This window comes from Paenibacillus humicola (assembly GCF_028826105.1).
Taxonomy (GTDB): Bacteria; Bacillota; Bacilli; order Paenibacillales; family Paenibacillaceae; genus Paenibacillus_Z; species Paenibacillus_Z humicola.
Map to the genome: position 1 here is coordinate 1072245 of NZ_JAQGPL010000001.1, position 15929 is coordinate 1088173.

The 15929-nt window shown below is 58.1% G+C and carries 18 protein-coding genes and 1 other annotated feature; of the genes, 16 read left to right on the forward strand and 2 right to left on the reverse strand.

The features are described from left to right. Positions 1 to 41 precede the first annotated feature (41 nt). Complete coding sequence (gene trmB, locus PD282_RS05195; protein ID WP_274649278.1) at positions 42 to 827, forward strand: tRNA (guanosine(46)-N7)-methyltransferase TrmB; 786 nt, start codon at positions 42 to 44, stop codon at positions 825 to 827. On the opposite strand, the gene PD282_RS05200 is transcribed toward trmB, so the two are convergent. Then, the gene (locus PD282_RS05200) at positions 746 to 925 is read right to left on the reverse strand and encodes a phosphatase PAP2 family protein (protein WP_274655048.1); all 180 of its coding nucleotides are present in this window, start codon (positions 923 to 925) and stop codon (positions 746 to 748) included. The genes trmB and PD282_RS05200 overlap by 82 nt on opposite strands. Here PD282_RS05200 and PD282_RS05205 point away from each other — a divergent pair. From PD282_RS05205 to PD282_RS05230, 7 genes are all read left to right on the forward strand, one after another. Continuing rightward, positions 873 to 1121, forward strand: a complete 249-nt coding sequence (locus PD282_RS05205; RefSeq protein ID WP_274655489.1) for a hypothetical protein — start codon at positions 873 to 875, stop codon at positions 1119 to 1121. The two genes, PD282_RS05200 and PD282_RS05205, sit on opposite strands and share 53 nt — an antisense overlap. A gap of 10 nt (positions 1122 to 1131) precedes the next feature. Then, on the forward strand, positions 1132 to 1560 hold the full coding sequence (locus PD282_RS27440; RefSeq protein ID WP_476703959.1) for a glycosyltransferase: 429 nt from the start codon (positions 1132 to 1134) through the stop codon (positions 1558 to 1560). Between the two features lie 829 nt (positions 1561 to 2389). Continuing rightward, entirely contained in the window at positions 2390 to 3628 is a 1239-nt protein-coding gene (locus tag PD282_RS05210; RefSeq protein ID WP_274649279.1) for a glycosyltransferase family 2 protein, read from the forward strand. Between the two features lie 97 nt (positions 3629 to 3725). Then, positions 3726 to 3896 (forward strand) — a sequence feature (ribosomal protein L20 leader region). A gap of 68 nt (positions 3897 to 3964) precedes the next feature. Continuing rightward, positions 3965 to 4459 (forward strand): translation initiation factor IF-3, encoded by a 495-nt coding sequence (infC, locus tag PD282_RS05215; RefSeq protein WP_274655050.1) that lies wholly within the window; start codon positions 3965 to 3967, stop codon positions 4457 to 4459. A gap of 28 nt (positions 4460 to 4487) precedes the next feature. Further along, positions 4488 to 4688, forward strand: coding sequence for a 50S ribosomal protein L35 (gene rpmI, locus PD282_RS05220; RefSeq protein ID WP_274649280.1), 201 nt, complete (start codon positions 4488 to 4490; stop codon positions 4686 to 4688). A gap of 46 nt (positions 4689 to 4734) precedes the next feature. Further along, complete coding sequence (gene rplT / locus PD282_RS05225) at positions 4735 to 5094, forward strand: 50S ribosomal protein L20 (protein ID WP_274649281.1); 360 nt, start codon at positions 4735 to 4737, stop codon at positions 5092 to 5094. A gap of 220 nt (positions 5095 to 5314) precedes the next feature. After that, the gene (locus PD282_RS05230; protein WP_274649282.1) at positions 5315 to 5683 is read left to right on the forward strand and encodes a hypothetical protein; all 369 of its coding nucleotides are present in this window, start codon (positions 5315 to 5317) and stop codon (positions 5681 to 5683) included. On the opposite strand, the gene PD282_RS05235 is transcribed toward PD282_RS05230, so the two are convergent. Next, positions 5677 to 6153, reverse strand: a complete 477-nt coding sequence (locus tag PD282_RS05235) for a GNAT family N-acetyltransferase (RefSeq protein ID WP_274649283.1) — start codon at positions 6151 to 6153, stop codon at positions 5677 to 5679. The genes PD282_RS05230 and PD282_RS05235 overlap by 7 nt on opposite strands. Before the next feature lie 705 nt (positions 6154 to 6858). Between PD282_RS05235 and ilvB the strand changes: the two genes are divergently transcribed. From ilvB to PD282_RS05275, 8 genes are all read left to right on the forward strand, one after another. Further along, entirely contained in the window at positions 6859 to 8604 is a 1746-nt protein-coding gene (ilvB, locus tag PD282_RS05240) for a biosynthetic-type acetolactate synthase large subunit (protein WP_274649284.1), read from the forward strand. Then, positions 8601 to 9092: an acetolactate synthase small subunit gene (gene ilvN, locus PD282_RS05245; RefSeq protein WP_274649285.1), complete on the forward strand. Its 492-nt coding sequence runs from the start codon at positions 8601 to 8603 to the stop codon at positions 9090 to 9092. The genes ilvB and ilvN overlap by 4 nt, the downstream gene beginning before the upstream one ends. 355 nt (positions 9093 to 9447) lie before the next feature. Continuing rightward, positions 9448 to 10440, forward strand: coding sequence for a ketol-acid reductoisomerase (ilvC, locus tag PD282_RS05250; RefSeq protein ID WP_274649286.1), 993 nt, complete (start codon positions 9448 to 9450; stop codon positions 10438 to 10440). Between the two features lie 261 nt (positions 10441 to 10701). After that, positions 10702 to 11781: a 3-isopropylmalate dehydrogenase gene (leuB, locus tag PD282_RS05255; protein WP_274649287.1), complete on the forward strand. Its 1080-nt coding sequence runs from the start codon at positions 10702 to 10704 to the stop codon at positions 11779 to 11781. Between the two features lie 236 nt (positions 11782 to 12017). Then, a complete protein-coding gene (locus tag PD282_RS05260; RefSeq protein WP_274649288.1) occupies positions 12018 to 12566 on the forward strand; it encodes a peroxiredoxin in 549 nt (182 codons plus the stop codon). A 164-nt stretch (positions 12567 to 12730) separates the two neighbouring features. Next, entirely contained in the window at positions 12731 to 13156 is a 426-nt protein-coding gene (locus PD282_RS05265; protein WP_274649290.1) for a hypothetical protein, read from the forward strand. 33 nt (positions 13157 to 13189) lie between these two features. Continuing rightward, complete coding sequence (gene sigI, locus PD282_RS05270; RefSeq protein WP_338045160.1) at positions 13190 to 14080, forward strand: RNA polymerase sigma factor SigI; 891 nt, start codon at positions 13190 to 13192, stop codon at positions 14078 to 14080. Further along, positions 14077 to 15873: an anti-sigma factor domain-containing protein gene (locus tag PD282_RS05275; protein WP_274649292.1), complete on the forward strand. Its 1797-nt coding sequence runs from the start codon at positions 14077 to 14079 to the stop codon at positions 15871 to 15873. The genes sigI and PD282_RS05275 overlap by 4 nt, the downstream gene beginning before the upstream one ends. Positions 15874 to 15929: the final 56 nt, after the last annotated feature.

The following is a 15929-nucleotide window of genomic DNA, read 5'->3' on the forward strand; positions in this document are numbered from 1 at the left end:
CCGAAAATATCATTTTATCCGTTGTAAGGAGTCAATCGACGATGCGTCTTAGAGGAAGAAAAGGAATACGCGAAGAGCTGGAGGCGCAGCCCGAGCTCGTCGTGCTTGACGCGGCGCCGCACAAGGGGCGCTGGCGCGAGTTTTTCGGCAACGATCGTCCGATCGTGGTCGAGCTCGGCATGGGCAAGGGACGCTTCATCAGCGAAATGAGCGTCCGGAATCCGGAATTGAATTTCATCGGCGTCGATATGTACGACGAGCTGATTAGGCGCGCCGGCGAGAAGGCGCGGGCCGCCTGGGAAGCGAGAGGCGCGGACGATCCGCCGAACCTGGCGCTGCTGCGCGCGAATATCGAGCGGATCGATGAGATGTTCGCGCCGGGAGAGATTGAGCGCATTCATTTGAATTTCAGCGATCCGTGGCCCAAAACCAAGCATGCGCGCAGGCGTCTGACCCATCCGCGCTTTGTGTCCAAATATGTGGAAATTTTGAACGAGCGCGGGGAAATTCATTTTAAAACCGACTCGCTGCCGCTCTTCGAATTTTCGCTGAACAGCTTCGCCGACATGGAGCTGCACATGCGGCACATCTCGCTCGATTTGCACCGCGGAGGCGTGCGCGAAGACCTCGTGCTGACTGAATACGAATCGAAATTCATCGAGCGCGGCAATCCCATTTACCGCGTCGAGGTCGTAATTGGCGCTGAAGCCATCGCCGCGCACCGGGCGGCAAAACGGCTGAACGATCAGGAAAACGGCCAGAAGGCGGAGACGAGCGAAGAGGCAAGCGCGCCGAGCGCCGCGCCCGCGGCGACGTCCGAAGGGTAGTGCAGCCCGAGATACATGCGCGACCAGGCGACGGAGAGCCCAAGTATGAGCGCGGAGGGTACAAGCGCCGGCAGCAAGGCCGGGCCGGCGGCCAGCAGCCACGGCGTCGGCCAGGCGAATGCGCGGCACGTTGGCCGCCGGGCGGGCCGGTCTCCGGTTCGCCCACTCCAACAGCTTGCGCTCGCCCGTTTGCAGCCGCTCGACGATCCGTTCCATAACATCCTCCTCCATCCCGGTGTTCGTTTGGCTTTATCGTACCGCGCCATTGTTCGCCCCGTATCATCGGGATGCTAGGGGAGTATTCATGATCCGTTCATCCCGGTTTGATGCCGGGCTAACAGAAGTCGTTTACACTGTCCCCAAACCCGATCCCGCCATGCGAGGTCCGGGAGGCGAGGCGCCGTCCGTTCGGCGTTTGGCCAGTCTGCCTTTTTTCCGCTATCCCGAATGCCGGCTGGCGCTGCCCAATCCGCCCATATCCGCAAATGCGCTTCACGATTTTCGCCCCACGCTTGTCCACGCCGCCGCTCGTTCAACCTCGGCATGGCCGGCATCCGTTACGGCCGAAAGTACGAGTCTTCCGCTCGTAGTCTCGTATCATACGCATTTTGACCGCTATCTCCCGTTTTACAATGTGCAATGGATGGTTAAGATGTTATGGAGATATATAAATTGGTTTCATCGTTCCCGTTCCGCGCTGGTCGACCTGAAGGACAAAGGATGGGATGGATGAAGACAGTTCGTTGGGAAGCGGGAGGATCGATACGGCGGCTTATCAACCCGCCGTCGACTGCAGCGGCTGGCTTGGCCGGCGCGGCATTTCGCAAAGGCCGGTTCGTTATGCTGAATGCCGGCCGGCTCGCCCCCGGAGAAAAATGTCGACGCTGCGCTGTCGGCGTTCGCCAAATTCCGGCGGGACTTTTGTCCCGAAGCGGTCTGGTGCTTGCGGGTGACGGGCCGTCGGCGGAAGCGCTGAATCGGCGTGCCGCGCAGGAAGACATTCCGGCGCAATTCCTGGGCTTTGCCGGCCTGCCCGGCTTGCAGCGCCGGGCTTGCTTTCGGAGCGTTTCGCTGCGGCGAGACTGGCCGCCGGAGGGCTTGCGTACAGCCGCCGCCAGTCGTGGGACGGCATCTTCGGGGCGCTGCCGGAGGCGTTCGAATACGCCGAAAAAGCGTCGTTTCGTTCACCGTTTCGTCACATCGGAAAGCAGGCGAGAATGAAACTTTTCTCATTTTCCAGTCGTTAATTGAGGTAAGGACATGTTTTTTACGTAAATGGATGAAAATAAGGTTGAAACCACAGAAAAAGCATGCTTCCTATCTATCCATCCGCCGTGCAAGCGTTTTTCTCCGTTTAACAGGCAGATAAGGCCGCATAACGGCTTTTGACAAACGAGGGCAATGTGTGGAAAATCAGTTAAAGCCGCGGCATAAACAAGACTACTAAAAAATGGGCCGCGCACAGTAAAAAGGGCAAACCGCATCCATGAACTTTGAAAACGAAATCGTAATGAAAAAGAGAGAATATGAAAAATGGGGTCTTAAGGGGGCAGTAATTGTACATGGTCAATACGATTGTTATTTTGTTGCAGATTTTTCTGGCGTTCGTCGGCGTTTATCAGTTCGTGATCTCCCTCTTCGGCATCGTGCGAAAGAAGAAGCACCTGCGTCATAACCCGAAAAAATCGTTCGCCGTTCTTGTCGCTGCCCACAACGAAGAGCAAGTGGTCGGGGCCTTGATCGAAAACCTCAAAAATCTCGACTATCCGAAAGAACTTTACGATATTTTCGTTATTTGCGACAACTGCACGGACGGTACCGCGGATATCGCCCGCCGGTACGGCGTGCACGCTTGCGAACGCAAAAACCTGCATCTTCGCGGCAAAGGCTATGCGATCGAGTGGATGCTGAAGGAATTGTGGGCGATGCCGAAGCAGTACGACGCGGTCGTCATGTTCGATGCGGACAATCTGGTCAACACGGACTTCCTGCAGCACATGAACAACGACCTGTGCGAAGGCCACAAAGTCATCCAAGGCTATCTGGATACGAAAAATCCGGAGGATTCCTGGGTGACGGCGTCTTATGCCATCACGTACTGGTACTGCAACCGGCTGTGGCAGCTTTCCCGCCGCAACCTGAACATGGCCAACTATTTGGGCGGAACCGGCATGTGCTTCGAGTCGAACCTGCTGAAGGAAATGGGCTGGGGCGCAACGAGCCTCGTCGAGGACCTCGAGTTTTCGATGCGCTGCGTGCAGCGCGGCATCAAGCCGGTGCTCAACTACGAAGCGAAGGTGTACGACGAGAAGCCGCTTAAATTCAAAGCTTCGGCCCGCCAGCGTCTTCGCTGGATGCAGGGGCATTTCACCGTCGCAAGACATTACTTTTTCCCGCTTTTGTGGGCAAGCTTCAAGGAGCGCAGCTTCGTCAAATTCGACGCGGCGCTGTATTCGATCTCGGCCTACAACACGTTTATCGGCTTTGTCGTGACCGTCATGCTGTATGTCGACAACCTGATCCCGGCGGACAACGTGTTCACCTCGATCTATTATTACTTGCCGTGGTGGGTAGCCGGCACCGCCATCGCGCTGACCGTCTTTATGTTCCCGTTCGTGATGGTGCTCGAAGGGGTCCGTTCGTGGAGGATGTATTTGCATCTGTTCTCGATGGCCGTGTTCCAGCTGTCTTGGCTGCCGATCACGTTCTACGCCTTTTTTACGCAAAACAACAAAACGTGGAGCCATACGCAGCATACGCGCGTCATCCGGCTGGAAGAAGTGCAGAGCAAGCAGGTTTGAGCCGGGGCTCCGGGCGATTTCTTCCGTCAATGAATCGTTGACAGCCTGGGAATGCCTGTGGTATAGTAATTCGGTGATAGGGTTTGGTTGATTTTTCACGCACAAGCAGAAGCACCCGCTTCTCACCTGACGGCGGCAGCCGGCTGGTTTGCGAATCGATGATTGAACGGGCTGCGGCGCGAATTTATTTTCGGGCTGCGGGTTTGATAAGCCGACAATCTTGGTTAATGGAATGCGGGTCCGTGCGGGCCCGCATTTTTTTTCATTGGTTAGCGTCAGCCGGCGCATGCGAACGAATACTTTTGGAGGTGGCAGGTTATTAGCAGGGAACATCAAATCAACGATGAGATCCGGGCAAGAGAAGTGCGCGTCGTAGGCGCGGAAGGCGAGCAGATCGGCATCAAGCCGCTGCGCGAAGCGCTGCAGATGGCGATCGATTTGAACATGGATCTGGTCAACGTCGCTCCGACGGCGAAGCCGCCCGTTTGCCGCATCATGGATTACGGCAAGTTCCGCTACGAGCAGCAGAAGAAGGAGAAGGAAGCGCGCAAAAATCAGAAAATCGTGGACGTCAAAGAGGTGTGGTTCCGCGCCAACATTGAGGAAAACGATTATCAGGTGAAGTACCGCAACGTCGTGAAGTTTCTGAACGAAGGCGATAAGGTGAAAGCTTCCGTCCGCTTCCGCGGCCGCGAAATTACGCACGCCTCCATCGGCCAGCGCATTCTCGACCGGCTTGCCAAAGAGGTCGCCGAGCTGTGCGTCGTCGAGCGCGTGCCGAAGCTCGAGGGCCGCAGCATGATCATGATTTTGGCCCCCAAAAACAACTAACGACCATTCCCAGAGGAGGATTCACCACATGCCTAAAATGAAAACGCACAGCAGTCTCAAAGACCGCTTCAAAATTACCGGTACCGGCAAAGTGAAACGCTACAAAGCGTTCCGCAACCACCTTCTTTCCGGCAAATCCGGCCGTCAGAAGCGCGTGCTGGCCACGCAGCCGCTCATGGCTCCGGGCGACGTGCGCCGCATCAAGCAAGGCCTTTCCAACCTGAAATAGCTCGCACTGACATTCCAGCTTAACCAACATACGGGAGGTTTCACTCATGGCTAGAGTTAAAGGCGGATTCGTCCGCGCACGTCGTCGCAAAAGAATTTTGAAGCTCGCGAAAGGTTACTTCGGTTCGAAGCACCGCCTGTTTAAAACCGCAAAAGAGCAAGTGATGAAATCGCTGCTCTACGCATACCGCGACCGCCGTCAGCGGAAGCGCGATTTCCGCAAGCTGTGGATCGTCCGCATCAACGCCGCTGCGCGCCAGAACGGCCTGTCCTACAGCAAATTTATGTACGGCCTGAAGCAGGCCGGCGTCGAGGTCAACCGCAAGATGCTTGCCGACCTTGCCGTGAACGACATCAGTGCGTTCAATTCGCTCGCTTCGATCGCGAAAGAGAAAGTCAACGCGTAAAGCCGCGTATCGTATCAAAAACCGCGTTCCCCGTTCGGGGCGCGGTTTTTGCGTTTCGATATACCGCGCCTGACCATCCGCCCCAAAGTCTTTTGCCGCACCGCGCATGGACCTCGGAGACATCCGTACCGACCTATCTTTTGACCGGCATGGACAGCCGTACAGTCGAAGCGTCCGCCTCCCGAATACGTTATAGGACAACGGGAAGGAGGGAATACGCATGAAGCGCATCTCCAGAGAGCGGGTTCGGAAGCTGGTCGGGAAAACGGTCTATGCGGTCCGCAAGGACGGCTCGATCGCAACGGGCAAGCTCGTCAAAGTGCATCAAAACAAGCTTTTTCTGCGTCCGACGGGCAGCGACAAAGGTAAAGCCGTCCACACGAAAGCGGTGCTGCCGCTCGTACTGTTCGATTTGCTCGCGATCGGCACGCTCCCATACGCATATGGCGGTTTTCCGGGTGTTGGCCCCGGCTTCGGCCCCGGCTTCGGTCCCGGTTTCGGCCCCGGCTTCGGCCCCGGTTTTGGTCCGGTCGGTCCTTACGGCGGCTTCAGCCCTTGCTGTCAGCCCAATAACAAGTTCTTTTATTGACCGCCGGTCCAGGCTGCACCGCCGGGGAGGAGCATTTTCGCCATTTCGTAGCAGCGCACTTCCGGGTAATAACGGACCGTATCGTAGCCCAGCCGGGCGTACAGCTTGTGCGCCCGGCCGTTGCCTTCGTCGACGAACAGCCGCGCCGTCCGGCACTTTTGGGAGAGACCGTAAGCTTCGCCACAGAGCATAAGCTTCGTGCCGAGCTGTTTGCCCCTGTGATCCGGGTGGACGGCAAGCATATCGTAGACAAGCATGTCGCCGATTGTATACAGGTGAAGAAATCCGAACGGTACGCTCGTCTTCGTGCGGGAGGCGACGAAGGTAACGCCGCGCCGCAGACGCTTCGGGATTTCGCGGATCACTTGTGCGTCGCGAGGGTTCGACGTGTATGACAGCGGGATAAGCTCCTTTTTGATAAGGCGGATAATTTCCGCGTCGTCCGTGCGGGGACGCCTGAGTCGAATCATAATCAGCCCTGCTTTCGGCTTGTTTCTCGCTTGCATATGCGGCTTTATGCCGGGTATGGCCGGGCCGTATCCCCTGTATTTGCCGTCTGCGCCGCATTCGGGGCGGGCTTCGTCCCGCAGCCTGAAGCGAGCGGACGAACGCCGCCATCGGCCGGCAGCCGCCCGTCGGCCGCATACGTTATCGTATGCCCGCGCGGCGGCGGTTGCCAATACCGGCGGTTCGTACATAACGTTTTGACCGGCGCGAGGGTTGGTTCTTGACGGGGGCGGAAGCAAAGCATATAATAAACGTTAAGCCAATATTGCTATCTGCTGTGATGAGGACGAAGTGTTAAGGGCTCTTTTGCTCAGAGAGCGGACGGATCAGCTGCAACCGTCGCCAAAATCCCTTTTCAACGAGCTCACCTCGGAGCTGTTTCCCTGAAAAGGACGGCTAAACAAGCGAATCGATTCCGGAGTCTTGGGGCTTCCGTTACGGTTCAAAGCCGGCGCCGTTCGTATTAGGGGAAATCGTAGGGCACACGTTAAGGTGCCAAGGTATGAACGTTTGCGTGCACGCCGTTCGTACCTGTGGAGGCCGCATGCTGCGAGGCATACGGCAAAGCCGGGTGGTACCACGGAAGATCAGCCTTTCGTCCCTGGACGTATCAGACGTCCAAGGGCGAAGGGCTTTTTTTGTTTTTGAAGAGAAGGGAGGACGACTTGATGGTCGCGCAAAGTGCAACGCTGAGGTCAAAAGAAGAATTGATGGAAAAACTGAGCAAACCCGAGGTCATCACCGGTTCGGAAATGCTGCTTCGCAGCTTGGTGCTTGAGGGTGTGGAATGCGTGTTCGGTTATCCCGGCGGCGCCGTGCTGTACATTTACGACGCCATGCACGGATTCTCGGATTTCCACCATCTGCTGACCCGCCACGAGCAGGGGGCCATTCATGCGGCCGACGGCTATGCGCGGGCAAGCGGCAAGGTGGGCGTCTGCATCGCCACATCGGGACCGGGCGCGACGAATCTCGTTACCGGAATCGCCACTGCGTATATGGACTCGGTTCCGCTTGTCGTCATCACCGGCAATGTCGCGACATCCCTGATCGGGACGGACGCTTTCCAGGAAGCCGATATTACCGGCATTACGATGCCGATTACAAAGCATAGCTATCTGGTGCGCACGGCCGAGGATTTGCCCCGCATCATTCACGAGGCGTTCCATATCGCGAATACGGGCCGCAAAGGTCCTGTCCTGATCGATATTCCGAAGGACGTATCGGCGCATTCCGCATTGTTCCGTCCCGTGACCGAAGTGAATATCCGCGGCTACAACCCGACGGTCATGCCGAACAAGCTGCAGATCGACAAAATGCTGAAGGCGATCGAAGATTCCGAACGTCCGTTCGTCATTGCGGGCGGCGGCGTCGTGTATTCCGGCGCGCATGAAGAGCTGTTCGAATTTATTACGAAGGCGGAAATCCCGCTGACGACGACGCTTCTCGGACTCGGCGCATTCCCGAGCGGCAACGACCTGTGGGTCGGCATGCCCGGCATGCACGGAACCTACACGGCGAACATGGCGATTCAGAACGCCGACCTGCTGATTAACATCGGCGCGCGTTTTGACGACCGCGTGACGGGCAAGCTGGCCGGCTTTGCTCCGCATGCGAAAATCGTTCACATCGACATCGACCCGGCCGAAATCGGCAAAAACGTGCCGACCGACATCCCGATCGTCGGAGATGTGAAGACGGCGCTCCAAATGGCGAACAAGGATGTGAAGCGCGCGGCCAAGGCGGATGCCTGGCGCGCCAAGCTGGCGGCTTGGAAGGCGGAGAAGCCGCTGAAATATAACGACTCCGAGACGGTGCTTAAGCCGCAGTGGGTCATTGAAATGATTCACGAAGAAACGAACGGCGATGCGATCGTGACGACCGACGTCGGCCAGCACCAGATGTGGGCGGCGCAGTATTACAAGTTCAACAAGCCGCGCTCGTGGGTAACGTCCGGCGGTCTCGGCACGATGGGCTTCGGCTTCCCGTCGGCGATCGGCGCACAGATGGCGCATCCGGACCGGCTCGTCGTGTCGATCAACGGCGACGGCGGCATGCAAATGTGCGCGCAGGAGCTGGCGATTTGCGCCATTAACAACATCCCGGTCAAGGTGGTCATCCTGAACAACCAGGTGCTCGGCATGGTCCGGCAGTGGCAGGAGCTCATTTACGAGAACCGCTACAGCCATATCGACCTCTCCGGCAGCCCCGATTTCGTCAAGCTGGCCGAAGCTTACGGCGTCAAAGGGTTCCGCGCGACGAACAAGGCGGAAGCGCGCGACGCCTGGGCCGAGGCGATGAATCATCCGGGACCCGCCGTCGTCGAATTCGTCGTCCGCAAGGAAGAGAATGTGTATCCGATGGTTACGCAGGGATCGACGATCGACGAAATGTTAATGGGGGATGACGAATGAAGAAGCACACGATTTCCGTTCTCGTAAACAACCAGCCCGGCGTTCTGCAGCGTGTATCCGGCCTGTTCGGACGCCGCGGCTTCAACATCGAAAGTATTACCGTCGGGACAAGCGAGGAGCCCGGACTGTCACGCATGGTCATCGTCACGAGCGGCGACGATCATACGCTCGAGCAGGTTTCCAAGCAATTGTACAAGCTCATCGACGTCATCAAAGTCGTGGATCTGAGCTCGCATCCGATGGTCGGCCGCGAGCTCGCGCTGATCAAAGTGAACGCCGAGCCGGCGGCACGGCCGGAAATTCTCGGCGTCGTCGAGACGTTCCGCGCATCGGTCGTCGACATCGGCTCGAACTCGCTGATGGTGCAGGCCGTCGGCGATACGGAGAAAATCGACGCGATGATCGAGCTGCTGAAGCCGTACGGCATCCGCGAACTGTCGCGGACCGGCGTGACGGCGATGACCCGGGGCAACGCTGCGGCGAAGTGACAAGCCGCCCGCCGCGCGGAGCCGCGGGCGCGATGCGGCTTCACGCTGCCGCGGCAGCCAGCAAAATCAACCGGTTGCAATGATCGGTGCATGGGTGTAATTTAAGAGAGGCTGTTTATTTTTTGGTCAGCATCGCAGGGCTGCCGCTTCGGCGGCGGCTTTGCGTCATGCATGCCCGCTTTGAGCGGGTGAGCAAGCGGGGGAAGGCCATCCTCGGGGGGCGCTCGCGCTGCCGGCTTCGGACAAGCCGTCATGCGGCGGGTGCCAGCAAAGCGGACGGCCAGCGCCGGCCGCATGGGCTTCCCCTCCTGCTCACCCGCTTAAAGGGTCCATTAAAAGGAGGCATCATTTACTTATGGCAGTTACGTTGTACTATGAAAAAGATGCAGACCAGAGCGTTCTGCAGGGCAAAACGATTGCGGTCATCGGATACGGCAGCCAGGGTCACGCACAGGCGCAAAACCTTCGCGACAGCGGCCTGAAGGTTGTCATCGGCCTTCGTCAGGGCAAATCCGCCGACAAGGCGAGAAACGACGGCTTTGAAGTCCTGTCCGTCGGCGAAGCGGTTAAACTGGCCGATGTCGTGCAAATTCTGATGCCTGACGAAACGCAGGCGAAAGTATACAAGGAAGAAATCGAGCCGAACCTGAAGCAGGGCGCGGCGCTTATGTTCTCCCACGGCTTCAATGTGCATTTCGGCCAAATCGTGGCGCGCAAGGACACGGACGTGCTGCTCGTCGCTCCGAAATCGCCGGGCCACATGGTTCGCCGCACGTACGTGGAAGGCTTCGGCGTGCCGGGCCTCATCGCCATCGAGCAGGATGCGACCGGCAATGCCAAAGCGATCGGACTTGCCTATGCGAAAGGAATCGGCTGCACGCGCGCAGGTGTCATCGAAACCTCGTTCCGCGAAGAGACCGAGACCGACCTGTTCGGCGAGCAGGCCGTGCTGTGCGGCGGCGCAACCGCGCTTGTCAAAGCCGGCTTCGAAACGCTGGTGGAAGCGGGCTACGCGCCGGAAATGGCCTATTTTGAGTGCCTGCACGAGCTGAAGCTGATCGTCGACCTGATGTATGAAGGCGGCCTGGCGACGATGCGCGATTCCATCTCCAACACGGCCGAGTACGGCGATTATGTCACCGGTCCGCGCATCGTAACGGATGAAACGAAGAAAGCGATGAAAGCCGTTCTGGAAGACATCCAGTCCGGCCGTTTCGCCCGCGATTTCATTCTCGAGAACCAGTCGAACCGCGCGATGCTGTCGGCTACCCGCCGCCGCGAAGCGGAGCATCCGATCGAAGTGGTCGGCTCGCAGCTGCGCGAGCTGATGCACTGGATCAAGAAGTAAGTTAGGCGGCCGGACGATCCGGCCATCGAATAGATTTGCTTGCCGTCCCGGACGAACGGGATGCGCAGCCGACTTTTTCGCAAACGGGGAAGGCAGCGCGTCCGATCGCCCGGGATGATTCTGTTTTGACAGGATAAAAGGAACGAGCTCCGATGAGCAGAACCCGAAGGAGCGGGCTTCCCGCGGCAGTACCCGAAGCAGCTAGGCATACGGGGCTTTCCGCGAGGCGGCCCAATCGACGTTAAAGGAGTGTAACAGGGAATGGCAGACGTAAAAAAAATCGCGGTCATCGCGGGCGACGGAATCGGTCCCGAAGTGGTCGGCGAGGCGCTGAAAGTGCTGAAAAAAACCGAGGAGCTGTTCGGTTATCAATTCGAGACCGAGCACGGCCTGTTCGGCGGCATCGCCATCGACGAGAAAGGGACGCCGCTGCCGCAGGAAACGCTCGATATTTGCAAAAAGGCCGATGCGGTGCTGCTTGGCGCCGTAGGTGGCCCGAAATGGGACAACAATCCGAAGGAGCTGCGTCCGGAAACCGGCCTGCTCGGCATCCGCAAAGCGCTCGGTTTGTTCTCCAACATCCGCCCGGCTACAGTATTCGACTGCCTGAAGGAAGCGTCGACTCTGAAGCCGGAGGTGCTTGAAGGGACCGATCTGATCGTTGTGCGCGAGCTGACGGGCGGCATTTACTTCGGCGAGAAATTCCGCCGCGAGGGGGCCGGCGGCCAGGAAGCGGTCGATACGTGCGTTTACAATACGGCCGAAGTGGAGCGCATTGTGCGCCAGGCGTTCGAAATCGCCCGGACGCGCCGCAAGAAGCTGGCGTCGGTCGATAAGGCGAACGTGCTCGAGACGTCGCGTCTGTGGCGCGAGGTTGTCAACCGGATCGCACCGGAATATCCGGATGTGGAGCTGGAGCATGTGCTGGTGGACAACTGCGCCATGCAGCTGCTGCGCCGCCCTTCGAGCTTCGATGTTATCGTAACGGAGAATATGTTCGGCGATATTTTGAGCGACGAAGCGGCGATGCTGACGGGCTCGATCGGTATGCTGTCGTCCGCATCGCTCGGCGAAGGCAGCTTCGGCCTGTACGAGCCGGTGCACGGCTCGGCGCCGGACATTGCCGGTCAAGGCGTCTCCAATCCGATCGCGACGATTCTGTCCGTCGCGCTCATGTTCCGCCTGACGTTCGGCTACCACGAGGCGGCCGCTTCGATCGAAGAGGCGGTCAAATCGGTGCTGGACGCCGGCCATCGCACAGGGGATATCGCGGTCGACAAGAGCAAGGCGATCGGCACTTCGGCGATGGGCGATTTGATCGTCGCAGGTATGAAAAAATAAATTAAAATAATTATTAATAAATACTGATTTCAATCTTGACTGGATTATAAAGTAGTGGTACGATTTTAAACGAAGTCACCTCGTGACAAGCGGTACGGAACCGGAGCAGCTTGATTTACAGGGCTGAAACGTCCGGTACCCGCAGCGGAGATTCGCGGAAAACCCGGCGGCTCGCGAGCGCCCTGCTTTTGCGCGAACTTCGATTATACTTATCGATAACGGGAGGTAATTGGATCATGGCAGAACGTTTGGTTGGCCGTCCGGCTCCGGATTTCACCATGGAAACGGCGCTCGGCAACGGACAGGAATTCGGGAAGGTGTCCCTTTCGGACTACAAAGGCAAATGGCTCGTATTCTTCTTCTATCCGCTCGATTTCACGTTCGTTTGCCCGACGGAAATTACCGCTCTGAGCGAAGCGGCAGGCGAGTTCAGCAAGCTCAATACGGAAATTCTCGGCGTAAGCGTCGACAGCATCCACAGCCACCGCGCCTGGATCAATACGCCGGTCAACGATAACGGCCTCGGCAAGCTGAACTTCCCGCTTGCTTCGGATATTACGAAGAAAGTGGCGAGCGACTACGGCGTCTTGATCGAAGAAGAAGGCGTCGCGCTGCGCGGCCTGTTCATTATCAATCCGGAAGGCGAGCTTCAGTATCAAGTCGTTAACCACAACAACATCGGCCGCAGCGTCGAAGAAACGCTGCGCGTCTTGCAGGCGCTGCAATCCGGCGGTCTGTGCCCGATCAACTGGAAACCGGGCGACAAGCATCTGGTTGCGAAATAATCGAAGGCTCGAACATGGCCCGGAAGCCGCCTAACAGCGGTTTCCGGGTTTTTCTATTGCCGCTTGGCCTCGCGCTAGCAGGAATTTCGCGCATGGACCCCGAATATGTGTAAGTATGGTTCTAAGGGGTTCGGATCGGGTAATACGGAAGGAGGTACGGGAGCATGAGCTTTTGCTGCGGAGCAAGCATGATCGGCACAAGCGGGACGCTGAAGCATTTTCGCACGCATATCCATAACGTTCCGATCTTGTTTTGTCCGGTTTGCCATCGTGTCGAGATTCATCATCAAATTGAGAACGAATATGAAATATTGGCCGAATACGCGCATGGGGACGACGCTTCGGAGGTCGATTTCAAGGAGTATGTCGACCAAGCGGGGAAGAACCTGTTCGAAAACTGCGTCAATAACGAGAACGAGGATCCGATGGATGTGGTTCACAATCAGATCGACATGGCCCTCGACTTGCTCAGCTTTGCCAAACAAATCGGGGACGCCGAGTGGGAAGCCGTTTTGAAGAAACGGCTCGGTGTGCTGAATCAGCGCCGCAACAAGCTTCAGAAACGGCGTACGTCCGAAGGGTTTTGTTGATGCCAACGCCTCCCGCCGAGGGAGGCTTTTTCTTTGCCGAGCGGCTGTTTGCACCCCCTCAAGTCCGTCAGGCAGCACGAAAACTATCATTGTGAGGTGGAGCGGTTGCTACTCGTCCTGATCAAACGCTTTTTCGGTAAGCAAGGTCCGGTTCAGCAGCCTCCAGATGAAGATGGGCCGGACGCTCCGGAAGCTATTGTAGAGCGGATACGGGCCGGCGAAGCATCCCGCGACGAATTCATTCAGGCTTACAAGCCGTATATCGTCAAGGTTACGAGCCGGTTTTGCAAACGATATATCGATCCTGCGCGCGACGACGAATTCAGCATTGCGCTCAGCGCGTTCGACGAGGCGATCAGCCAATATGCCAGCCATGCAGGAAAATCGTTTCTCGGCTTTGCCGAAACGGTCATTCGGCGTAGGCTTATTGACCATGTCCGAAAAGAGCAGCGCCATTCTCATACGATCCCGTACAGCTCCTTCGACATGATCGACGAAGAGGAACAGACGGTCAATCCGATCGAAATTCAGGAAGCGATGCAGCGTTACGAGGCGGATCGCGAAGCCGGCGAACGACGGCTCGAAATCGCCGATTATCATAAACGTCTCGGCCGCTTCGGCATATCGTTCGCCGAGCTGCCGGAGCTGTCGCCGAAGCATACCGATTCGCGCAGGCTGCTTGTCTCGATCGGCCTGCTGCTTGCCGGACGGAATGCGCTGTTCGAGACGCTGCAGGCGTCGCAGAAGCTGCCGGTCAAGGAGCTGTGCGAGCTCGCCGGCGTTTCGCGCAAAACAATTGAACGAAACCGAAAATATATTATCGCCATCGCGCTGTTACATCATGGGGATTTTCCGTATCTGCAGCAGTATTTGCAGCCAATGCCGGACCCGAAGGCGGATGAGGAAAGGGGAGCAAGGGCATGAATCGCGGTATCGTGATGGAGATCGGCAAACGTCACCTTGTCGTATTGACGCCGGACGGTCAGTTTCGCAAAGTGCCCGCCAGCAAAACGGCCGTTGTCGGCGAAGAAATCCGGTACGCCGAACCGGCAGCCTACCGCAGGCCAAGGACGCTGCACAGTGCGCTGATCGGCGCGGCTGCGGTCATCCTCCTGCTCTGCGTCCCCGTTTTCGTCAAGCAGTACGCCTCGGGCTCCCCCGTCGTCGCCTATCTAACGATGGATATCAATCCGAGCGTCGAGCTCGGCGTCGGCGAAGACGACCGCGTCATGGAGCTGAGGGCGGTGAACGGCGACGGCGCCGTCATTACGAAAGGGCTTCCGTATAAGGGCCAGCCGGTCGAAACGGTGGCGTCGGCAATAATGGGCCGCGTCAAAGACAGCTCCTATTTTCATGACGGAGAGGGCGATGTCGTAATCACGACGGTCGTTGTCGACAAGAATCACTCGTCCGATTTCGAAGCGAAGCTTTCGGAGAAAGTCGACGACGCCGTACGCAAGTCGCTTCAGAAAAGTCCGAAGGAGGGCGAGCCGCTTCACGTTGACGTGACGACGCTTTCGGCCCCTAAAGAACTGCGCGACGAGGCGAACAAGCAGGGCGTCTCCGCCGGCAAAATGGCGGTGTACCTGCTGGCGAAAAGCAACGGCTACAATATACCGCTCAAGGAGCTGGAAACCCGTTCGATCGATGATGCGACGGAGCCGCTCGGCGGGCTGGAGGCGGTTTTGGACGAACCGAAAAAGGATGCGGCTCCGAAGCAGCCGGATACCGTGCACGCAAAAACGAGCGGCAGCGACGAAAAGTTTGAGCAGCAGAAACAGCGGTTGTCGGAGCTGCTGAAGCAGGAGAAGCAGGACAAACCGCCGAAGCCGGGGCATCCGTCCGGTAAGGGAGAAGGCAGGGACGGATCCGGACCGCACAAGTCTGCGACGGGCCAGAAGGATGACGGCAGGGGACGCGGCGGCAAGCCGTCGCCCGAAGACGGGCACGGCCCTTCGAATGGGAAATCGAAGGGCGATCAACCAAATGCGGGGGACGGGCGAAAGACTGGTTGGGAGACCGGTCTTCCGGGCGTTAAACCGCCGGCGAGTCTATGGGCTGACTGGCGCCCGAAAAACCCGGAGCCTGACGGGCTGCCGGGCATGAAACCGCCCGCCGGAATATGGGGCGGCATACGACCGGAAAAACCGGAGATTGACGGTTCGCCGGGCTGGACGAACCGGAACGGCGGCGGGCAGCTGGGCGGCGGCGGAGAAAAGACGGGCCGGGACAGGCCGGATAAAAACGGAAACGACAGCGGCGGCTCGGGCAAATCGAATACGAACTCAAAGGGGAGCGACCTTCGCTCCTCACCGGAGAAGACCGGGGCGGACGCCCGCGTCGGGGACCGGTCAGGCGGGCATGGGGACGTTAAAAACGTCTCGGATGGCCGCCATACTGACGTTAAACGGGTAAACCCGGAAAAAAGAGAAACACCGAAAAAAACGGACCGCCCTGGGCGGCCGGATTCTCAGGGCAAGCAAAGCAATCCGGACCGCCCTGGGCTGCCGGATTCTCAGGGCAAGCATTCGGATCGTCCTGGCGGGCTGGATTCTCCGGGCAAGCAGCACGGAAATTCGGATCGTTCTGGGCAGCCGGATTCTCCTGGAAAGCACAGCAATCCGGACCGCCCTGGGCAGCCGGATTCTCCGGGTAGGCAGCATGGCAATCCGGGAAAACAGCCGGATTTGGCGGATAAGCAAGCGGCAAACCTTTGAAGCCGTCACACCCGGATTGGAATTGCGGGAAGTAGCCGCAGAACCGCTGCCTCAGC

What these genes read in the sequence shown, in the direction of transcription:
- trmB (WP_274649278.1), top strand. Translation starts at nt 42, where the DNA reads ATGCGTCTTAGAGGAAGAAAAGGAATACGCGAAGAGCTGGAGGCGCAG.
- PD282_RS05205 (WP_274655489.1), top strand. Translation starts at nt 873, where the DNA reads ATGAGCGCGGAGGGTACAAGCGCCGGCAGCAAGGCCGGGCCGGCGGCC.
- PD282_RS27440 (WP_476703959.1), top strand. Translation starts at nt 1,132, where the DNA reads ATGATCCGTTCATCCCGGTTTGATGCCGGGCTAACAGAAGTCGTTTAC.
- PD282_RS05210 (WP_274649279.1), top strand. Translation starts at nt 2,390, where the DNA reads ATGGTCAATACGATTGTTATTTTGTTGCAGATTTTTCTGGCGTTCGTC.
- rpmI (WP_274649280.1), top strand. Translation starts at nt 4,488, where the DNA reads ATGCCTAAAATGAAAACGCACAGCAGTCTCAAAGACCGCTTCAAAATT.
- rplT (WP_274649281.1), top strand. Translation starts at nt 4,735, where the DNA reads ATGGCTAGAGTTAAAGGCGGATTCGTCCGCGCACGTCGTCGCAAAAGA.
- PD282_RS05230 (WP_274649282.1), top strand. Translation starts at nt 5,315, where the DNA reads ATGAAGCGCATCTCCAGAGAGCGGGTTCGGAAGCTGGTCGGGAAAACG.
- PD282_RS05235 (WP_274649283.1), bottom strand. Translation starts at nt 6,153, where the DNA reads ATGATTCGACTCAGGCGTCCCCGCACGGACGACGCGGAAATTATCCGC.
- ilvB (WP_274649284.1), top strand. Translation starts at nt 6,859, where the DNA reads ATGGTCGCGCAAAGTGCAACGCTGAGGTCAAAAGAAGAATTGATGGAA.
- ilvN (WP_274649285.1), top strand. Translation starts at nt 8,601, where the DNA reads ATGAAGAAGCACACGATTTCCGTTCTCGTAAACAACCAGCCCGGCGTT.
- ilvC (WP_274649286.1), top strand. Translation starts at nt 9,448, where the DNA reads ATGGCAGTTACGTTGTACTATGAAAAAGATGCAGACCAGAGCGTTCTG.
- leuB (WP_274649287.1), top strand. Translation starts at nt 10,702, where the DNA reads ATGGCAGACGTAAAAAAAATCGCGGTCATCGCGGGCGACGGAATCGGT.
- PD282_RS05260 (WP_274649288.1), top strand. Translation starts at nt 12,018, where the DNA reads ATGGCAGAACGTTTGGTTGGCCGTCCGGCTCCGGATTTCACCATGGAA.
- PD282_RS05265 (WP_274649290.1), top strand. Translation starts at nt 12,731, where the DNA reads ATGAGCTTTTGCTGCGGAGCAAGCATGATCGGCACAAGCGGGACGCTG.
- PD282_RS05275 (WP_274649292.1), top strand. Translation starts at nt 14,077, where the DNA reads ATGAATCGCGGTATCGTGATGGAGATCGGCAAACGTCACCTTGTCGTA.